Source organism: Paenibacillus sp. plas6 (genome assembly GCF_057221655.1).
Window position 1 is genome coordinate 4,092,250 of the sequence record NZ_CM170151.1, and the last position, 15,065, is coordinate 4,107,314.

Sequence of the window (15,065 nt, forward strand, 5' to 3'; positions counted from 1 at the left end):
GATTATTTCAATAAAGTCGGAGGGTAATGAATGAGTTTTTTTAAGAAACTTAAGGAAAGTATAGCTGCTAAAACTGAAGCAGTAACTAATGTATTTAAGGAAGGGCTAGCGAAAACAAGAACAGCGCTAGTTGAAAAAGTAGAGGAGCTCATTACTCGTCGTAAAAAAATCGATGAGGAATTTTATGAAGAGCTTGAAGAAATTTTAATTGGTGCTGATGTAGGCGTAACTACGGTTATGCAGTTAATTGATGAACTGCGTGATGAAGTGAAAAAACGTAAAATTGAAGATGCTTCAGAGCTTCAACCAGTTCTTTCAGAAAAGCTTGTTGCTATGCTTAAAGGTGAGGATAACACAAAGCTTGCAGTTGCTCCTCCAGGTGAAATTACGGTTTACTTGTTTGTTGGGGTAAATGGTGTAGGTAAAACAACAACGATTGGTAAGCTGGCTCATAAGCTGAAAAGCGAAGGGAAAAATGTACTACTTGCTGCAGGGGATACATTCCGTGCAGGAGCTATCGAGCAGCTTGAGGTTTGGGGACAACGTGTGGGAGTCGATGTTATTAAGCAGGCTTCGGGTGCAGACCCAGCAGCGGTTATTTACGATGCCGTTCATGCTGCTAAACAACGTAAAGTTGATGTGCTTATTTGTGATACGGCAGGTCGTTTACAAAACAAAACAAATCTTATGGAAGAGCTTAATAAAATATATCGCGTTATTCAGCGCGAATTACCTTCAGCACCTCATGAAGTACTGCTTGTGCTTGATGCTACAACTGGGCAAAATGCACTTAGTCAAGCGAAGCTGTTTGGAGAAAAAAGCGGTGTCACTGGTCTAGTACTTACCAAACTTGATGGTACTGCAAAAGGTGGTATCGTTATTGCAATTCGCAATGAGTTAAATTTGCCAGTTAAGCTGGTTGGTCTTGGTGAAAAAATGGGAGATTTGCAGGAATTTGATTCCGAGCAATTTGTACACGCCTTGTTTGCTGGATTAATTCAGAAGGAAGAAGAAGCTGAACAGCAAGCTGGACAATAAATTGCTTAATAAGGTCGAAATATATGAAAGAGGCTGGGACAAAATAACCCAGCCTAACTAAAAACGGCGGTGACGTTTACGAAAGTAAAATGTCATCGCCGTTAAATTTTTAAATACAAAAGGAACACCATCTGTTAAAATTTTAGTACTCCTACAAAAACATTAAAGAAGGTGTTCCTTATGTACAAACAGTATAACATGAACCAATTAGTTTTGCCTCTAAATTTAGAAGTTAAATTAAATGAAAAAGATATTGCGTTTGCCATTCATCATTTGGTCGAAAGTATTCCCGATGAAGCGTTTCGTTCGTTTGTTCGTCGTGATGGTTGTCCATCCTATCATCCTCGCATGATGCTCAAGATCATTCTATGTGGCTACACCCAATCTGCCTTTTCTGGTCGTAAAATTGAAGCTCTAACGAAAGACAGTATTCGGATGATGTGGTTGGCACAAGGCTACGAACCTTGCTACCGCACAATCAATCGTTTCCGTGTTCATCCTGAGATGAAGGAATTAATCCGCCAGTGCTTTGTTCAATTTCGCTCGAAGTTAGTAGAAGAAAAGATCATTCACCAAGAAGCGATTTTCATTGATGGTACAAAGATTGAAGCGAATGCCAACAAGTTTACGTTTGTATGGAAAAAAGCCGTGGACAAGCATCATACTCGTCTAATCGAGAAGTCGAATCAATTGTACAACGAGTTATTGGAACAAAAGATTATTCCAGAGCTCGAACATGAGCAGGAACTCTCTACGGAAAACTTGTTGGAGATCGCAGAACACCTCGAACACGTGGTTGAAAGCTATACAGAAAAGATGGAAGCATCCGAAAATACGAGCGAACGAAAGCAATTACGAAGCAAGCGTAAAGTGCCAAAACAAATGCTCAAGCAAGTCCGTGAATGGATTGAACGAAAGAAAAAATACAAGCAGCATCAACAACAGTTTGGAGATCGAAACAGCTATTCGAAAACCGATCCGGATGCGACGTTTATGCGGATGAAAGATGACTATATGAAGAATGGTCAGTTAAAGCCTGGATACAACGTACAAATTGCGACAGAAGGACAATATACACTGGCGTATGGGATCTATCCTAATCCAACAGACACGAAGACGCTCATTCCTTTTCTTAATGAAATTGAAAACCAATACTTCGACTTACCTACCTACATCGTGGCGGACGCAGGCTATGGAAGTGAACAAAACTATGAGGATGTCATCACCAATCGCAAGCGTGTTCCATTGATGAAGTATACGATGTATGAGCGCGAACAAAAGAAGAAGGTAAAGAACGATCCCTTTCAACCGAGAAACTGGCAGTACGATACGGAGGAAGATCGATATACCTGCCCTAATGATCAATATCTCACCTTTCAACGCTATGCTACTCGTAAAGATAAAGGCGGGTTCCAACGTCAGTTTAAGATCTATTCATGTTCGGATTGTACAGGCTGTTCCTTCCGAACAAGCTGCACAAAGGCAGGAGAAGGACGAAATCGACAACTGTTAATAAACGATCGTTGGGAACAACAAAAAATATATGTACAAGAACAGCTTTCAGAAGAAAAAACAGGTGAACTCTACCGTCAACGTAAAATCGACGTAGAGCCAGTTTTTGGATTCTTGAAGGCTAATTTAGGTTTCACTCGTTTTTCAGTTCGTGGAAAACGAAAAGTAGAACATGAGATAGGACTAGCCTTAATGGCAGTAAATTTAAGAAAATATGTGTTACGAACGTAGACGAGTACAGAGAAAATAGAACTTAAAATAGGAAAAAGGTGAAATCCACTTGCGGATTTCACCTTTTTCTTGCTTTAGAGACTAGTTATGTCCCAGCCTCTTTTCATTTTAAATGACGTCAAAGGCAACCACTTTAAATGGCGGCATAGAAGTCTATGTATGATCATATTATTACGTAATTTGATAATATTCTAAAGGAACCTCTTTTTTTGGAAAAAAATCCATGTTAATCTATATGAATAATAAGAATAATTGGTGGTGATTCTCTTGAATATTGAAAATATAGAAGCCTTTGTCTACGTTAATCATTACGGAAGCTTTAACAAAGCGGCTGAAGTATTATTTTTATCACAGCCATCAGTGACTGCACGAATCCAGACGTTGGAGCGTGAGTTAAATAGTAAACTATTTGAACGACAAGGCAAGCAAGTCGTTCTATCAGAGAAAGGGAAACAGTTCTTGCCATATGCCCAGCAAATTTTACAAACCTATCAAACTGGCAAAATGAAGATTCAGGATCATAGTGTATCCTCTATGGAAATAAGAATCGGCAGCACAGTTTCGATATCGAATTATATTATTGCTGATTTATTAACAATCTTAAAAAATAGTTTTCCTGATTTGACGTATAAGCTCGTAACTGCCCCTTCTGATAAACTAATTGAAAAACTATTGGATCGTGAAATTGATTTAGCATTTGTTCGTAAACTTGCCCATCCATCACTCCAAACGTTTCCATTTCACAACGATCCGATACGGCTTTATGTAAATGAAACTCATCCTTTTGCACGGATGGAGAAAGTAAGTATCCAAGACGTTAGTAAGGAGCTGTTTGTTTTTTTTGAATGCGGGTCATTGGATTGGCAACGCGTTCATAAAGTTTTTGAGCATTTAGAGCATCCATTAAACATTGTTTTTCATGTTGATAATTCAGAAACCGCAAAGAAATTAGTTTTACAAGGAGCGGGCATTTGCTTTTTGCCTGATCTTTGCGTACGTGAAGAAGTTAATTGTGGAAAACTTATTCCGATTGAGATTGAGGAGACAAAAGGGATTTCCCTGCAAACAAATCTTGTTAGCTTAATTGGCGAACATTCAAAGATCATTAAAACCATTCGTCAGCATGTCCTGTATCAGTTTTAACAATTCTAACGATGTTCTATTGATTAATAGAGAAAGTCTATAACTAATTAACGTGAATAGATGGTAAATTATTATCAACATAATCCTTACTAAACTAATAGGTATTGTAAGGATAATGATTTATATTTTACGTTTTATATATAGCTATCTATTAACGTAATGATAAAACTAAAGCAGGGGGAATGCTGACTATGAGTCAATTGGACTTGCAAGCTTATTTAAATACGTATACTGAATTAACGAATGCCATTCAAGATTTATCTGAGAAGGAGTTAGTTTGGAAGCCAGCTCCCAATAAATGGAGCATTACCGAAGTTCTTACTCATCTAGCTGATCATAATCTCGTTGTGTCCGTTCGTATCCGTAATATTTTAGCAGCAGGTGATGGTCCATTTTTAACCTTCAATCAGGATGGCTGGGTTTCTGGACAGCTGGCAAATAAGGAGAAAGCAAAACATGTGCTGCAGTTTTTTCAAGCATTGCTTATTTATAACCATTCACTGCTTTCAAGATTAGCAGATGAAGATTTAAGTAAAAGTACGATAAATGCAAAAGGCGATAAGGTGAATATCTATGACATTGTTAGCTCATTTACAAATCATGTACACCATCATATCAGTCAAATAAAACGAATACAGCAAGCATATGCTCAGGCAGCAATCAATTAGAAAGGGATGGTGACAGGAATGAGCAACAAAAAGCAGTTGAAGCTAGGTGCAACCTTACATGGGGTTGGCAATAGCACATCACTTTGGCGTCATCCTGAAATGAAGGCTGATGCAAGTATCGATATTCATTATTATAAAAATCAGGCAATTAAAGCTGAACAAGGAATGCTTGATTTTCTGTTTATTGCAGACGGATTATATATTACAGAGCATTCATTACCTCATTTTTTGAATCGCTTTGAGCCTTTAACTTTATTAAGTCACTTAGCTGCAGTAACCGATCATATTGGTTTAGTTGCAACTGTTTCGACAACCTACAGCGATCCATTTACAATAGCACGACAGTTTGCCTCATTGGATCAACTAAGCGGCGGTCGTGTTGGATGGAACATTGTTACATCTCCACTGGAAGGTACCGCTGCTAATTTTAATAATAAGCCGCATCCATCTCATAGTGAGCGATATGCAATTGCAAAAGAGTTTTTACAGGTAACTAGAGGGTTATGGGATTCATGGGAGGATGATGCATTTATACGCGATAAAAAGAGGGGTGTCTTTTTTGACCGTACTAAGCTGCATACATTAAATCATCAAGGGAAATATTTTTCCGTCAAGGGTCCATTGAACGTCGCAAGATCAAAGCAAGGTCAACCTGTTATTTTTCAGGCTGGCTCATCAGAAACAGGGAAAAATTATGCAGCTGCAGAAGCAAATGCAATTTTTACAGCGCAAGAGTCTTTTGAAGAAGCGACAGCTTTTTATCAAGATGTGAAGCAACGAGTTGAGGCGTTCGGCAGAAGCAAGGAGGAAGTACTAATTATGCCAGGGATCGCTCCGATTATTGGTGCAACAGAGGAAGAAGCAGAACGCAAATATTATGAAGTAGCATCTCTAGTATCGATCGAGGATGCATTAGTCTATTTAGGACGTTACTTTGAGCACCATGATTTTTCACAATATGAACTAGATGCGCCATTTCCTGAGCTAGGCGAACTTGGACGCAATAGTTTCCAAAGTACGACAGATAAAATAAAGCAAAAAGCAAAAGAGCTAGGTTTGACACTTCGTCAAGTTGCGCTTGAAACAGCTACTCCAAGACCAACCTTTATCGGAACACCGAGTCAGGTAGCTGATCGCATAGAGCAATGGTTTACAGGAGGAGCAGCGGATGGATTTATTGTTGGCTCGGCAGTGCCAAACGGTCTAGAACAATTTATTGATCAGGTAGTGCCAATTTTACGCGCAAGAGGCTTATTTCGCGAGGAATACGAAAGTGATACGTTGAGAGGTAATTTAGGGTTAGCGATCCCGCAAAATATTTATGCTGCGCGAAGGGAGCAAGCAGAAATATCTCATTGAGCTTACATAAAATCCGAGTTAGTCGATGAGATAACAAAGAAATAATAGAGAGGAGAGATTAAGATGTCAAAACAATCTTTAACAACGCTAAGTTTGTTATTATCGCTCGCTTTACTAATATCGGCTTGCGCTTCTGCGAATAATGCTAGTCAATCATCCTCAGGAAAGATTAATAGTGAAGTAAATGATAATGAGCAAACATCATCAGAGCAGTTAAATATAGGTGGTAATTTAAGCTTCGCCTTAGCGACATCCCCAGATACTTTAGATCCACATCGCAGTGGCTTAGCTGTTGCCGTTCGTGTACTAAGAACTATTTATGATTCACTGGTTGTACAGCTTCCAGACAATTCTATTCGTCCTTGGTTGGCAACAGAATGGACAATTTCAGAGGACGGAAAAAGCTATACGTTCAAATTAAGAGAGGACGTAAAATTCCATGACGGAACACCATTTAACGCAGAAGCAGTTAAATATAACTTTGATCGAATAGTAAACCCTGAAACAAAGGCAGCCAATTCAGTGGCATTGCTAAAACCATATGAATCATCAGAAGTGCTTGATGAGTATACAATCAAAATTAATTTGTCAACACCTTCACAAGCGTTTTTAGGCAACTTAAGTCAGGCGTTGCTAGGAATTGTTTCTCCGACTGCGGCAGAAAAATATGGGGATCAACTGGGGCAGCATCCCGTTGGAACTGGTCCATTTATATTTGAAAGCTGGGAAGAAAATGCACAAATTGTAGTCAAGCGGAATGATGCTTATGCATGGGCACCAGAACTAGTTAACAATCAAGGGGCTCCATACTTGGAAAGCATTGCTTTTCATATCGTTCCTGAAGAAGCTACTCGAATTGGCAGTGTGCAAAGCGGACAGATTTTAGCTGCAGAGACAGTGCCTCCGCAAAACATTGCTGCATTCCAAAGTGATCCGAATGCTCAAGTGTTCACAGTAAATACGGTAGGTCTGCCTTACACATTGTTTTTTAATCTAGATCATGAGCCATGGAATGAATTAAAAGCAAGGCAAGCCGTTCAATATGCGGTTGATGTTAAGAGCATTGTGCAAACCTTATATTTTGGAACGTATCAGCAAGCATGGTCGCCGTTGACCCCAGGTATATTGGGCTATGATTCATCATTAGAAAACAGTATCACTCCTGATCTTGATAAAGCTAATCAATTGTTGGATGAACTTGGCTGGGTAAAAGGAGCAGACGGAATTCGAGAAAAAGATGGTAAAAAACTTACATTAAAGTATGTGGATGGTACACCAAATCGTGAAAAACGTAACGATATTGCGGTTATTGTCCAGCAGCAGTTAAAAAATATTGGCATTGATGTTCAAATTGAAATTACGAAAGATGTGAAAACCGTCGTTTACACCAATTATGACTATGATTTGTATGGCAATAGCCAAGTGAATTCTGATCCGAACGCCCTGTATGCCTTCTATCATTCCTATGATCCAAATGGACAAAAATCATTATCTAAGCTGCAAGATCCGAAAGTTGACGAGCTGCTTGAACAAGGTTTAGTAGAAACGGATCCTGAAAAACGTGCCAACATTTATAAAGAGGTACAGCACTACATTATTGATAATGCCATTATAATTCCAATTTATGTATTTCCGTATACGGTCGGGGCACATATTTCGGTGAAAGATTTACTGTTTGATTTTCTTGGTTATCCAATTTTTAACGATGTCTATATTGCTCAATAGAAAAGGATGTGCATCTCAATGAGAGGGCTAATCGTTAGCCGCATCATTAACTCCTTACTTGTCATATTAGGTACACTTGTGCTTGTATTTACAATTCTATATGTATTGCCAGGTGATCCGACGGACAATTTACTAGATCCGACAATGGCAACACCAGAGCAAATAGCAAGCTTACGTCAGCAATTAGGGGTCGATCAGCCTTACCACATCCAATTATGGAATTATTTATCGAGCATGCTGCAAGGTGATTTTGGAAATTCGCTGCTGAATTCTGAGCCGGTACTTAGCAAAATATTAAAGCATTTTCCAGCTACATTAATGTTAACAATTGCTAGTTCAACAATTTCCATTGTAGTGGGCATTAGCTTAGGGGTGTTCTCAGCAATTCATCGTAATAGCGTAATTGATGCAGCAGCACGACTAATTGGTTTGTTTGGCATTTCAATGCCGACATTTTGGTCAGGAATATTGTTAATTTTGCTCTTTAGTATTCATTTGGGCTGGTTTCCAGCAATGGGTTCTAATGGCTGGAAAACTCTTGTTCTGCCTGCAATGTCACTTGGCTTTATTGGAGCAGGATATATAGTCAGAATGGTACGCAATAGCATGCTTGATGTAATTAATGAACAGTTTATGATGACTCTACGCTCAAAAGGGTTACCTGAGCGAATGGTCATGTATCAACATGCATTGCGTAATGCACTTATTCCGGCAATTACGATGATTGGGATGATTATCGGAGAGATGTTAGCTGGTACAGTCGTAATTGAAACAGTTTTTGCTCGTCAAGGCATTGGAAGAATTATTGCAGATGCAATTATGGCAAAGGACATTCCGATTGTGCAAGGGGTAATCTTTTTTTCAGCGATAGTCTATGTCATTGTCAATCTGCTCGTCGACTTATCTTATTCGTTTATTGATCCGAGAGTACGTCGCTCAATTTAGCAAGAAAGGAGATGCTGCTATGGATGATATTGTAGCTGCAAAGCCGCTGCTGAGAAAAAAAGAAATTGCTGCAAAACGTTATTTCTCATTTGTTCAACTGTCTTTTAGCAAAATACTCGTTGTACTAGCAATGATTTATCTGTTGTTTATGTTAATTTGTGTTCTTTTTCCCAGATTAATAGCCCCATATGAGCCAACAGATATGAATATATCCAGTATTATGCAGCCTCCTAGCGTTCAACACTATTTCGGCACAGACTATTTTGGCAGAGATATTTTTAGTCTAGTCGTACATGGCAGTCGAGATTCATTAATGATTGGTTTTGCATCAGTCATTGTCGGCGTGTTATTTGGCGGGGCAATTGGAGCAGCTGCAGGTTATATTGGGGGCAAGCTAGACTCATTGTTAATGCGATTAATCGATGTACTTATGACAATTCCAGGGATTTTATTAGCGCTAGCGATTGCAGGTGCATTGGGACCTAGTCTATTTAATATTGTGATAGCCATTGCGATATCCTCGATTCCAGGATATGCAAGAGTGATGCGAGCACAAATTATGAGCATAAATAGTCGAACGTATATTATTGCTGCTCGAGCCATTGGCGTTAAACCTATATCGATCTTTTTCAAGCATGTTCTACCTAATGCATTGTCTCCATTATTAGTGATGTCAACAATCGGAATTGGAACTGCAATTTTAGCTGGTTCGGGATTAAGCTTTCTTGGTTTAGGTGTTTTGAAAGAAATTCCGGACTGGGGAACGTTGCTCGCCCAAGGCAGAGGCTATTTAACGATCGCTTGGTGGATATGTACGTTCCCTGGTTTAGCAATTACTTTATTTGTTCTGGCGATCAACATTATTGGTGATTATTTACGAGATTATTTAGATCCGAAAAATAGATATTCAAATTAAAGGAGGACAAAAAATGTCAAAAAGAAAGCAGTTGAAGCTAGGTGCAATTATTCATGGAGTCGGTGGTCATATTGGAGCGTGGCGTCATCCTGATGCGATTACCGATGCAAGTGTAAATATTGACTTTTATAAACGACAAGCTCAAAAAGCGGAAGAAGGAAAGTTTGATCTCGTTTTTATCGCAGATGGTTTGTACATTACTGAAGAATCGATTCCGCATTTTCTAAATCGTTTTGAACCTATTACGATTTTATCTGCACTAGCAACAGTTACAAAGCATATTGGACTTGTTGGAACGGTGTCAACAACTTATAGTGAGCCTTTTACGATAGCTCGTCAATTCGCTTCTTTAGATCATATAAGTCGCGGGCGTGCAGGATGGAATGTAGTTACTTCGCCTTTAGAGGGGTCCTCGAAAAACTTTAACAATAAGCCGCATCCATCGCATGCAGAGCGTTACAAAATCGCTACAGAATATTTGGAAGTAGTTCGTGGGCTTTGGGATTCTTGGGAAGATGATGCCTTTGTTCGCAACAAGGAGACTGGTCAGTTTTTTGATCCGAAAAAGCTGCATCGTTTAAATCATGTAGGTCAATATTTTCAAGTGCAAGGCCCACTAAATATTGCTAGATCAAGACAAGGCCATCCTGTAGTTTTTCAAGCGGGCTCATCAGAGGCGGGGAAAGATCTTGCAGCCAAAAGTGCGGATGCTGTTTTTACCGGTCATGAATCGTTAGCGGATGCAAAGCTTTTTTATGCTGATGTTAAACGCAGAGCTGAGCAAAATGGACGTTCAAGAGATGAAATTGCAATTTTTCCTGGAATCGGTCCGATTATCGGCAGAACAGAAGAAGAGGCAGAACAAAAATATGAACAGTTAGCAAGTCTAGTAACGATTGATAAGGCTTTAGAATATCTGGGAAGATTTTTCGATCATCATAATTTCAAACAATATCCGCTGGATGAACCGTTTCCGGATCTTGGCGATTTAGGTAATAACAGCTTCCAAAGAGACACTAACCGAATTAAAAAGATTGCGAAGGAGCAAGGATTAACGTTAAGAGAAGTTGCATTGCGAATTGCAACACCTAAACCATCATTTATTGGTACACCAGATAAAATCGCTGATCTTATTCAGCAATGGTATGAAGAAGAAGGAGCAGACGGCTTTATTATTCACTCCTCGTATCCAGGCAGCTTTGAAGAATTTGTCGATCTTGTTGTTCCGATTCTTCAAGAGAGAGGCATTTACCGCAAGGAATATGAAGCGGAAACACTTCGCGGCAATTTAGAACTGCCAATTCCTCGTAACCGTTATTCATTAGAAAAAAGTAATGTCTAGTTATATTTCGTTAATTGACAATCATTACAATTTAGACAAATGAAAGATGGGAGCTACGTATGAAACTATATAAAGGACAAATCGCTGTTTTATTAATTGGTGTAATCTCACTTTTAGTTACAGGATGCGGATCATCCTCTGAACCTGCTAACAAGAAGAGCGATGTAAAAAAAATTATTGTGGGCACAGGAACGGGGTTTCCTAATGTATGCTTTATTGATGAACAAGGTAACTTAACAGGTTATGATGTTGAACTGATCCGAGAGATTGATGCACGATTGGAAGATTATGAGTTTGAGTTTCAAACAATGGATTTTTCAAATTTGCTACTTAGCTTAGAAACTGAAAAAGTAGATATTGTTGCCCATCAAATGGAAAAAAATCCTGAACGTGAAGAGAAGTTTTTATTTAGTAATGAACCATATAGCATTTTTTTATCTAAAGTAGCTGTGGATAAAAATGATACGACTATTCAATCGATTAAAGATCTGCACGGAAAAAAAGTATATACTTCACCAACTAGTAACCAAGCCTACTTCTTAGAACAATACAATAAAGCAAATAATCATGCGCTAGAAATTGTTTATTCCAGTGGGGCAGCTAATGATTTAGTTAGTTTAATTCAATCGAAACGGATAGATGCTACGTTAGCTACAGATTTTGCACTTAATTTCTATCCAGGAGATGATGGGTTGCCTGCATTAAAAACGGTTGGAGAACCGCTTATTCAATCAGAAGTGTATTTTGTTTTGCGCAAGGATAGCAAGGAGTTCGCAGATGTGCTTGATCGTGTTGTCAAAGAATTGAAAAATGACGGTACACTTTCACGCTTAAGCACAGAATGGTTAGGTCAAGATTTTACAAAAACATTGGAGGAAGCTATTACTCAATAATTCAAGCATGCTGCGAGGAGAGGTGATTGTATGGGCAGACCTTTTGATTTTAACTATGTGCTTGAATTTTTACCAAGGCTATTATCCTTCCTTCATATTACATTATGGATAGTTTTTGCCTCGATCGTGCTAGGTATTATGATAGGATTTCTTATTGCCTTGCCAAGATTATATAAAATACCGATATTACAGCGCTTTTCTCAAGTCTATGTTTCGTTTTTTCGCGGAACGCCGATTCTAATTCAACTTTTTCTTATCTATTATGGTGTGCCTGAGTTAATGAAACTGTTTGGTATCGATTTATCGAGAACCGATGTGCTAGTGTTTGTCATTTTGTGCTACGGCTTGCACACTGGCGCTTTTGTATCAGAAGGAATACGCGCAGCAGTATTAGCTGTAGATCGCGGGCAGGTGGAGGCAGCTTATTCTCTTGGAATGAGCGGCTTCCAAGCCTTCTATCGAATTGTTTTGCCTCAGGCCTTTGCTATCGCTGTACCGATTTTAGCTAATTTAGTAATTGCAAATTTAAAAGATACTTCACTTGCTTTTTCTCTTGGGGCAATGGAGATGACTGGAAAAGCTCAAACTCTTGGTACAGCAACACAACATTTTCTTGAAACTTATATAGCTTTATCCTTCATTTATTTTGTAATTAGCACGATATTGGAGCGGATATTTTTACAGGTGGAGCGACGCATGCAGCGCCATCAGCTAGCAATTGTGCAACAATTAAAAATAAGTAGAAAATTGCCAATATGGTCAAACAAGCTGACAACTCGCAAAGAGGGGGCATAATGTTTGGTACTTGATTTTAGCTTTATTATTACTGCTTTTTTAAGTCTGCTTAAAGCGTTGCCTAATACGCTATACATAACGATCGTTTCAGTAAGCTCTGGCTTTGTTATAGGCACAATCATTGCTCTTATTCGAGTTCATCGAGTTCCAGTGCTTGCACAAATTGCTGCTGGCTATGTCATGTTTATTCGCGGAACGCCAATGCTTATGCATTTATTGCTCATTTACTTTGGGTTGCCAAAGCTGTTAGATGGGGTGTTTCTCGCACTGGGGCTGCCCTACACATCAACGGTTATTCCGCTAATTGGCTTTGCTTATATTTCATTTTCGATTACAGCCAGCGCTTATATGTCCGAAATTGTGCGTTCAGGAATCAGTGCAATTGATCGCGGACAACTGGAGGCAGCTTATTCTATTGGCATGTCGACAGTGCAAGCCTTTCAACGCATTATTATGCCGCAGGCGCTTGCCGTAAGTTTACCTAATCTATCGAACAGTTTGATCGGCATGCTGCATGGTTCGACGTTGGCATTTACTGTATCGGTTGTTGAAATCAATGCACAGGCACAAATTGTTGCTGCAACTAACTGGAAATTTTTAGAGGCATACATTGCTGCGGCTATTCTTTTTTGGGGATTAACAGTATTGATTGAACGCTTGGCAGCAGTCCTTGAAAGAAAGATTGCACGTTATAACAGAGGTGGTGTGACATGATCGAATTAACAGGGATAACAAAATCATTTGGCAAGCAGCAAGTCTTAAAAAATATTAATTTAAAAGTTGCCAAAGGCAATGTTGTTGCCATATTAGGACCTAGTGGTTCAGGTAAGACTACGTTATTGCGCTGCATTAACTATTTAGAACGGCCAGAACAAGGACGAATTCGGATTGGCAAATATGAAGTGGATTGTGAAAAGGTAAGCAAGAAAGAGATCTATCAACTTCGTCAACGAACAGCAATGGTATTCCAGCATTACAATTTATTTAAGCATAAAACGACAGTGGAAAATGTGATGGAAGGATTACTTGTCGTTCATAAGCTACCGAAGCAAGAGGCCTATGAACGGAGTGTTCAATTGCTAGAAAAGGTAGGTTTAGGAGCTAGGTTAAATGCCTATCCAAGTCAACTTTCTGGAGGACAACAACAAAGAGTAGGGATTGCCCGTGCTTTAGCGCTAAATCCAGATGTAATTTTATTTGATGAGCCTACATCCGCTTTAGATCCTGAATTAGTTGGAGAAGTTTTAGATGTTATTCGAGCAATTGCTCAAGAAGGGATTACGATGATTATCGTTACGCATGAAATGAGCTTTGCCCGCGAGATTGCTGATTATGTTGTGTTTATGGATGGCGGAAATATCGTAGAGGAAGGAACGTCCGAACAGCTTTTTGGTTCACCTAAGGAAGAACGAACGAAGCAATTTCTTAAAAGGTTTAGTGCAGAGTGGACATATCATATTTAGCCGGGAGGAGAACAGAATGAAGGAGATTAAACTTAGTATTTTGGATCAAAGTCCGATTTATGACGGAGAAAAGGGAACAGATGCGTTTGCACATACAGTTGCTTTAGTTAAACGAGCAGAGGAGCTTGGGTATTATCGGTTTTGGGTATCGGAACATCACGACGGGATGCTGGCAGGTTCTTCTCCTGAAGTGCTAATTGCCTATTTAATTCCACAAACGAGAGGGATTCGTCTTGGTTCAGGTGGTGTGATGTTGCAGCACTATAGCCCATATAAGGTGGCGGAAAACTTTAATATATTATCGACTCTAGCACCTGGAAGAATTGACCTTGGCATTGGGCGTGCTCCGGGCGGTTTGCCGAGATCGACGTTAGCATTGCAGCGTGGTGTCTCAAACAATTTAACATTAGAAGAAAAGCTAGAGGAATTAAAGCACCATATTGAGCAAACATTACCAGATGATCATGAGCTAGCGGGGATTCAAGCATCTCCGATACCTGATGTTCCACCGCATCTTTTTTTACTTGGCACAAGTGAAAGCAGTGCTCAACTAGCAGCAGAAAAAGGGTTAGACTATGTGTTTGCGTTGTTTATTAATAGTGATCAAATTGCTTTAGCAGAGGCGTTTAGTCAATATCGCGCGCTGTATGAGCAAAAATTTAAGCGCAAGCCACGCACAATCTTAGCAGTTAATGTGATTGTTGCAGATACGGACGAATCTGCCAATTCCTTGATTACCCATCGTAAAAATGTACGTGTGACGTTAGCTGACGGTCGTTCATTGAATTTGCTATCAGTGGAGCAAGCAGAGCAGTTTGGGAAAAATTCAGGTCAAAATTACACAATAAAGGAACGTGATGCGTTTTATATTAGCGGATCTAAGCAATCTGTACGGGAACAATTGCTTCAGCTTGCAGAGCAATACGGGGTAGATGAATTTATTGCCGTTACGAATGTTTCAGATTTTAATGCTAGATTGAAGTCTTACGAATTGTTAAGTGAAGCATTGTCACATACCTCAGTTAACTCATAAGT

14 protein-coding genes are annotated in these 15,065 nt (G+C 39.3%); all 14 read left to right on the top strand.

Going from position 1 to position 15,065, the window contains the following annotated elements:
- The first annotated feature begins 30 nt into the window (after positions 1 to 30).
- A complete protein-coding gene (gene ftsY, locus AC2TDL_RS18090; RefSeq protein WP_484697437.1) occupies positions 31 to 1,038 on the top strand; it encodes a signal recognition particle-docking protein FtsY in 1,008 nt (335 codons plus the stop codon).
- Between the two features lie 180 nt (positions 1,039 to 1,218).
- Positions 1,219 to 2,781 (top strand): IS1182 family transposase, encoded by a 1,563-nt coding sequence (locus AC2TDL_RS18095; protein WP_484697438.1) that lies wholly within the window; start codon positions 1,219 to 1,221, stop codon positions 2,779 to 2,781.
- A 267-nt stretch (positions 2,782 to 3,048) separates the two neighbouring features.
- Positions 3,049 to 3,924 carry a LysR family transcriptional regulator gene (locus tag AC2TDL_RS18100; protein ID WP_484697439.1) on the top strand — a complete coding sequence of 292 codons (876 nt, stop codon included), beginning with the start codon at positions 3,049 to 3,051 and terminating at the stop codon, positions 3,922 to 3,924.
- 191 nt (positions 3,925 to 4,115) lie between these two features.
- Positions 4,116 to 4,592: a DinB family protein gene (locus AC2TDL_RS18105; protein ID WP_484697441.1), complete on the top strand. Its 477-nt coding sequence runs from the start codon at positions 4,116 to 4,118 to the stop codon at positions 4,590 to 4,592.
- Between the two features lie 18 nt (positions 4,593 to 4,610).
- A complete protein-coding gene (locus AC2TDL_RS18110; RefSeq protein ID WP_484697442.1) occupies positions 4,611 to 5,951 on the top strand; it encodes an LLM class flavin-dependent oxidoreductase in 1,341 nt (446 codons plus the stop codon).
- A gap of 63 nt (positions 5,952 to 6,014) precedes the next feature.
- Positions 6,015 to 7,676, top strand: a complete 1,662-nt coding sequence (locus tag AC2TDL_RS18115) for an ABC transporter substrate-binding protein (protein ID WP_484697443.1) — start codon at positions 6,015 to 6,017, stop codon at positions 7,674 to 7,676.
- Between the two features lie 18 nt (positions 7,677 to 7,694).
- A complete protein-coding gene (locus tag AC2TDL_RS18120) occupies positions 7,695 to 8,621 on the top strand; it encodes an ABC transporter permease (protein ID WP_484697444.1) in 927 nt (308 codons plus the stop codon).
- A 19-nt stretch (positions 8,622 to 8,640) separates the two neighbouring features.
- Positions 8,641 to 9,537, top strand: a complete 897-nt coding sequence (locus AC2TDL_RS18125; protein ID WP_484697446.1) for an ABC transporter permease — start codon at positions 8,641 to 8,643, stop codon at positions 9,535 to 9,537.
- A gap of 13 nt (positions 9,538 to 9,550) precedes the next feature.
- Positions 9,551 to 10,879 carry an LLM class flavin-dependent oxidoreductase gene (locus AC2TDL_RS18130; protein WP_484697448.1) on the top strand — a complete coding sequence of 443 codons (1,329 nt, stop codon included), beginning with the start codon at positions 9,551 to 9,553 and terminating at the stop codon, positions 10,877 to 10,879.
- A 59-nt stretch (positions 10,880 to 10,938) separates the two neighbouring features.
- Positions 10,939 to 11,772: a transporter substrate-binding domain-containing protein gene (locus AC2TDL_RS18135; protein ID WP_484697450.1), complete on the top strand. Its 834-nt coding sequence runs from the start codon at positions 10,939 to 10,941 to the stop codon at positions 11,770 to 11,772.
- Positions 11,773 to 11,802: 30 nt separating this feature from the next.
- Positions 11,803 to 12,567 carry an amino acid ABC transporter permease gene (locus AC2TDL_RS18140; RefSeq protein WP_484697451.1) on the top strand — a complete coding sequence of 255 codons (765 nt, stop codon included), beginning with the start codon at positions 11,803 to 11,805 and terminating at the stop codon, positions 12,565 to 12,567.
- Positions 12,568 to 12,570: 3 nt separating this feature from the next.
- Positions 12,571 to 13,281, top strand: coding sequence for an amino acid ABC transporter permease (locus AC2TDL_RS18145; protein ID WP_484697454.1), 711 nt, complete (start codon positions 12,571 to 12,573; stop codon positions 13,279 to 13,281).
- Positions 13,278 to 14,030, top strand: a complete 753-nt coding sequence (locus tag AC2TDL_RS18150) for an amino acid ABC transporter ATP-binding protein (RefSeq protein ID WP_484697455.1) — start codon at positions 13,278 to 13,280, stop codon at positions 14,028 to 14,030. The genes AC2TDL_RS18145 and AC2TDL_RS18150 overlap by 4 nt, the downstream gene beginning before the upstream one ends.
- Positions 14,031 to 14,046: 16 nt before the next feature.
- A complete protein-coding gene (locus AC2TDL_RS18155) occupies positions 14,047 to 15,063 on the top strand; it encodes an LLM class flavin-dependent oxidoreductase (RefSeq protein WP_484697456.1) in 1,017 nt (338 codons plus the stop codon).
- The last annotated feature ends 2 nt before the right edge of the window (positions 15,064 to 15,065 follow it).

Excerpts from the sequence above, each read along its gene's own strand:
- ftsY (WP_484697437.1), top strand. The coding sequence starts at position 31 with ATGAGTTTTTTTAAGAAACTTAAGGAAAGTATAGCTGCTAAAACTGAA.
- AC2TDL_RS18095 (WP_484697438.1), top strand. The coding sequence starts at position 1,219 with ATGTACAAACAGTATAACATGAACCAATTAGTTTTGCCTCTAAATTTA.
- AC2TDL_RS18105 (WP_484697441.1), top strand. The coding sequence starts at position 4,116 with ATGAGTCAATTGGACTTGCAAGCTTATTTAAATACGTATACTGAATTA.
- AC2TDL_RS18110 (WP_484697442.1), top strand. The coding sequence starts at position 4,611 with ATGAGCAACAAAAAGCAGTTGAAGCTAGGTGCAACCTTACATGGGGTT.
- AC2TDL_RS18115 (WP_484697443.1), top strand. The coding sequence starts at position 6,015 with ATGTCAAAACAATCTTTAACAACGCTAAGTTTGTTATTATCGCTCGCT.
- AC2TDL_RS18120 (WP_484697444.1), top strand. The coding sequence starts at position 7,695 with ATGAGAGGGCTAATCGTTAGCCGCATCATTAACTCCTTACTTGTCATA.
- AC2TDL_RS18125 (WP_484697446.1), top strand. The coding sequence starts at position 8,641 with ATGGATGATATTGTAGCTGCAAAGCCGCTGCTGAGAAAAAAAGAAATT.
- AC2TDL_RS18130 (WP_484697448.1), top strand. The coding sequence starts at position 9,551 with ATGTCAAAAAGAAAGCAGTTGAAGCTAGGTGCAATTATTCATGGAGTC.
- AC2TDL_RS18135 (WP_484697450.1), top strand. The coding sequence starts at position 10,939 with ATGAAACTATATAAAGGACAAATCGCTGTTTTATTAATTGGTGTAATC.
- AC2TDL_RS18140 (WP_484697451.1), top strand. The coding sequence starts at position 11,803 with ATGGGCAGACCTTTTGATTTTAACTATGTGCTTGAATTTTTACCAAGG.
- AC2TDL_RS18150 (WP_484697455.1), top strand. The coding sequence starts at position 13,278 with ATGATCGAATTAACAGGGATAACAAAATCATTTGGCAAGCAGCAAGTC.
- AC2TDL_RS18155 (WP_484697456.1), top strand. The coding sequence starts at position 14,047 with ATGAAGGAGATTAAACTTAGTATTTTGGATCAAAGTCCGATTTATGAC.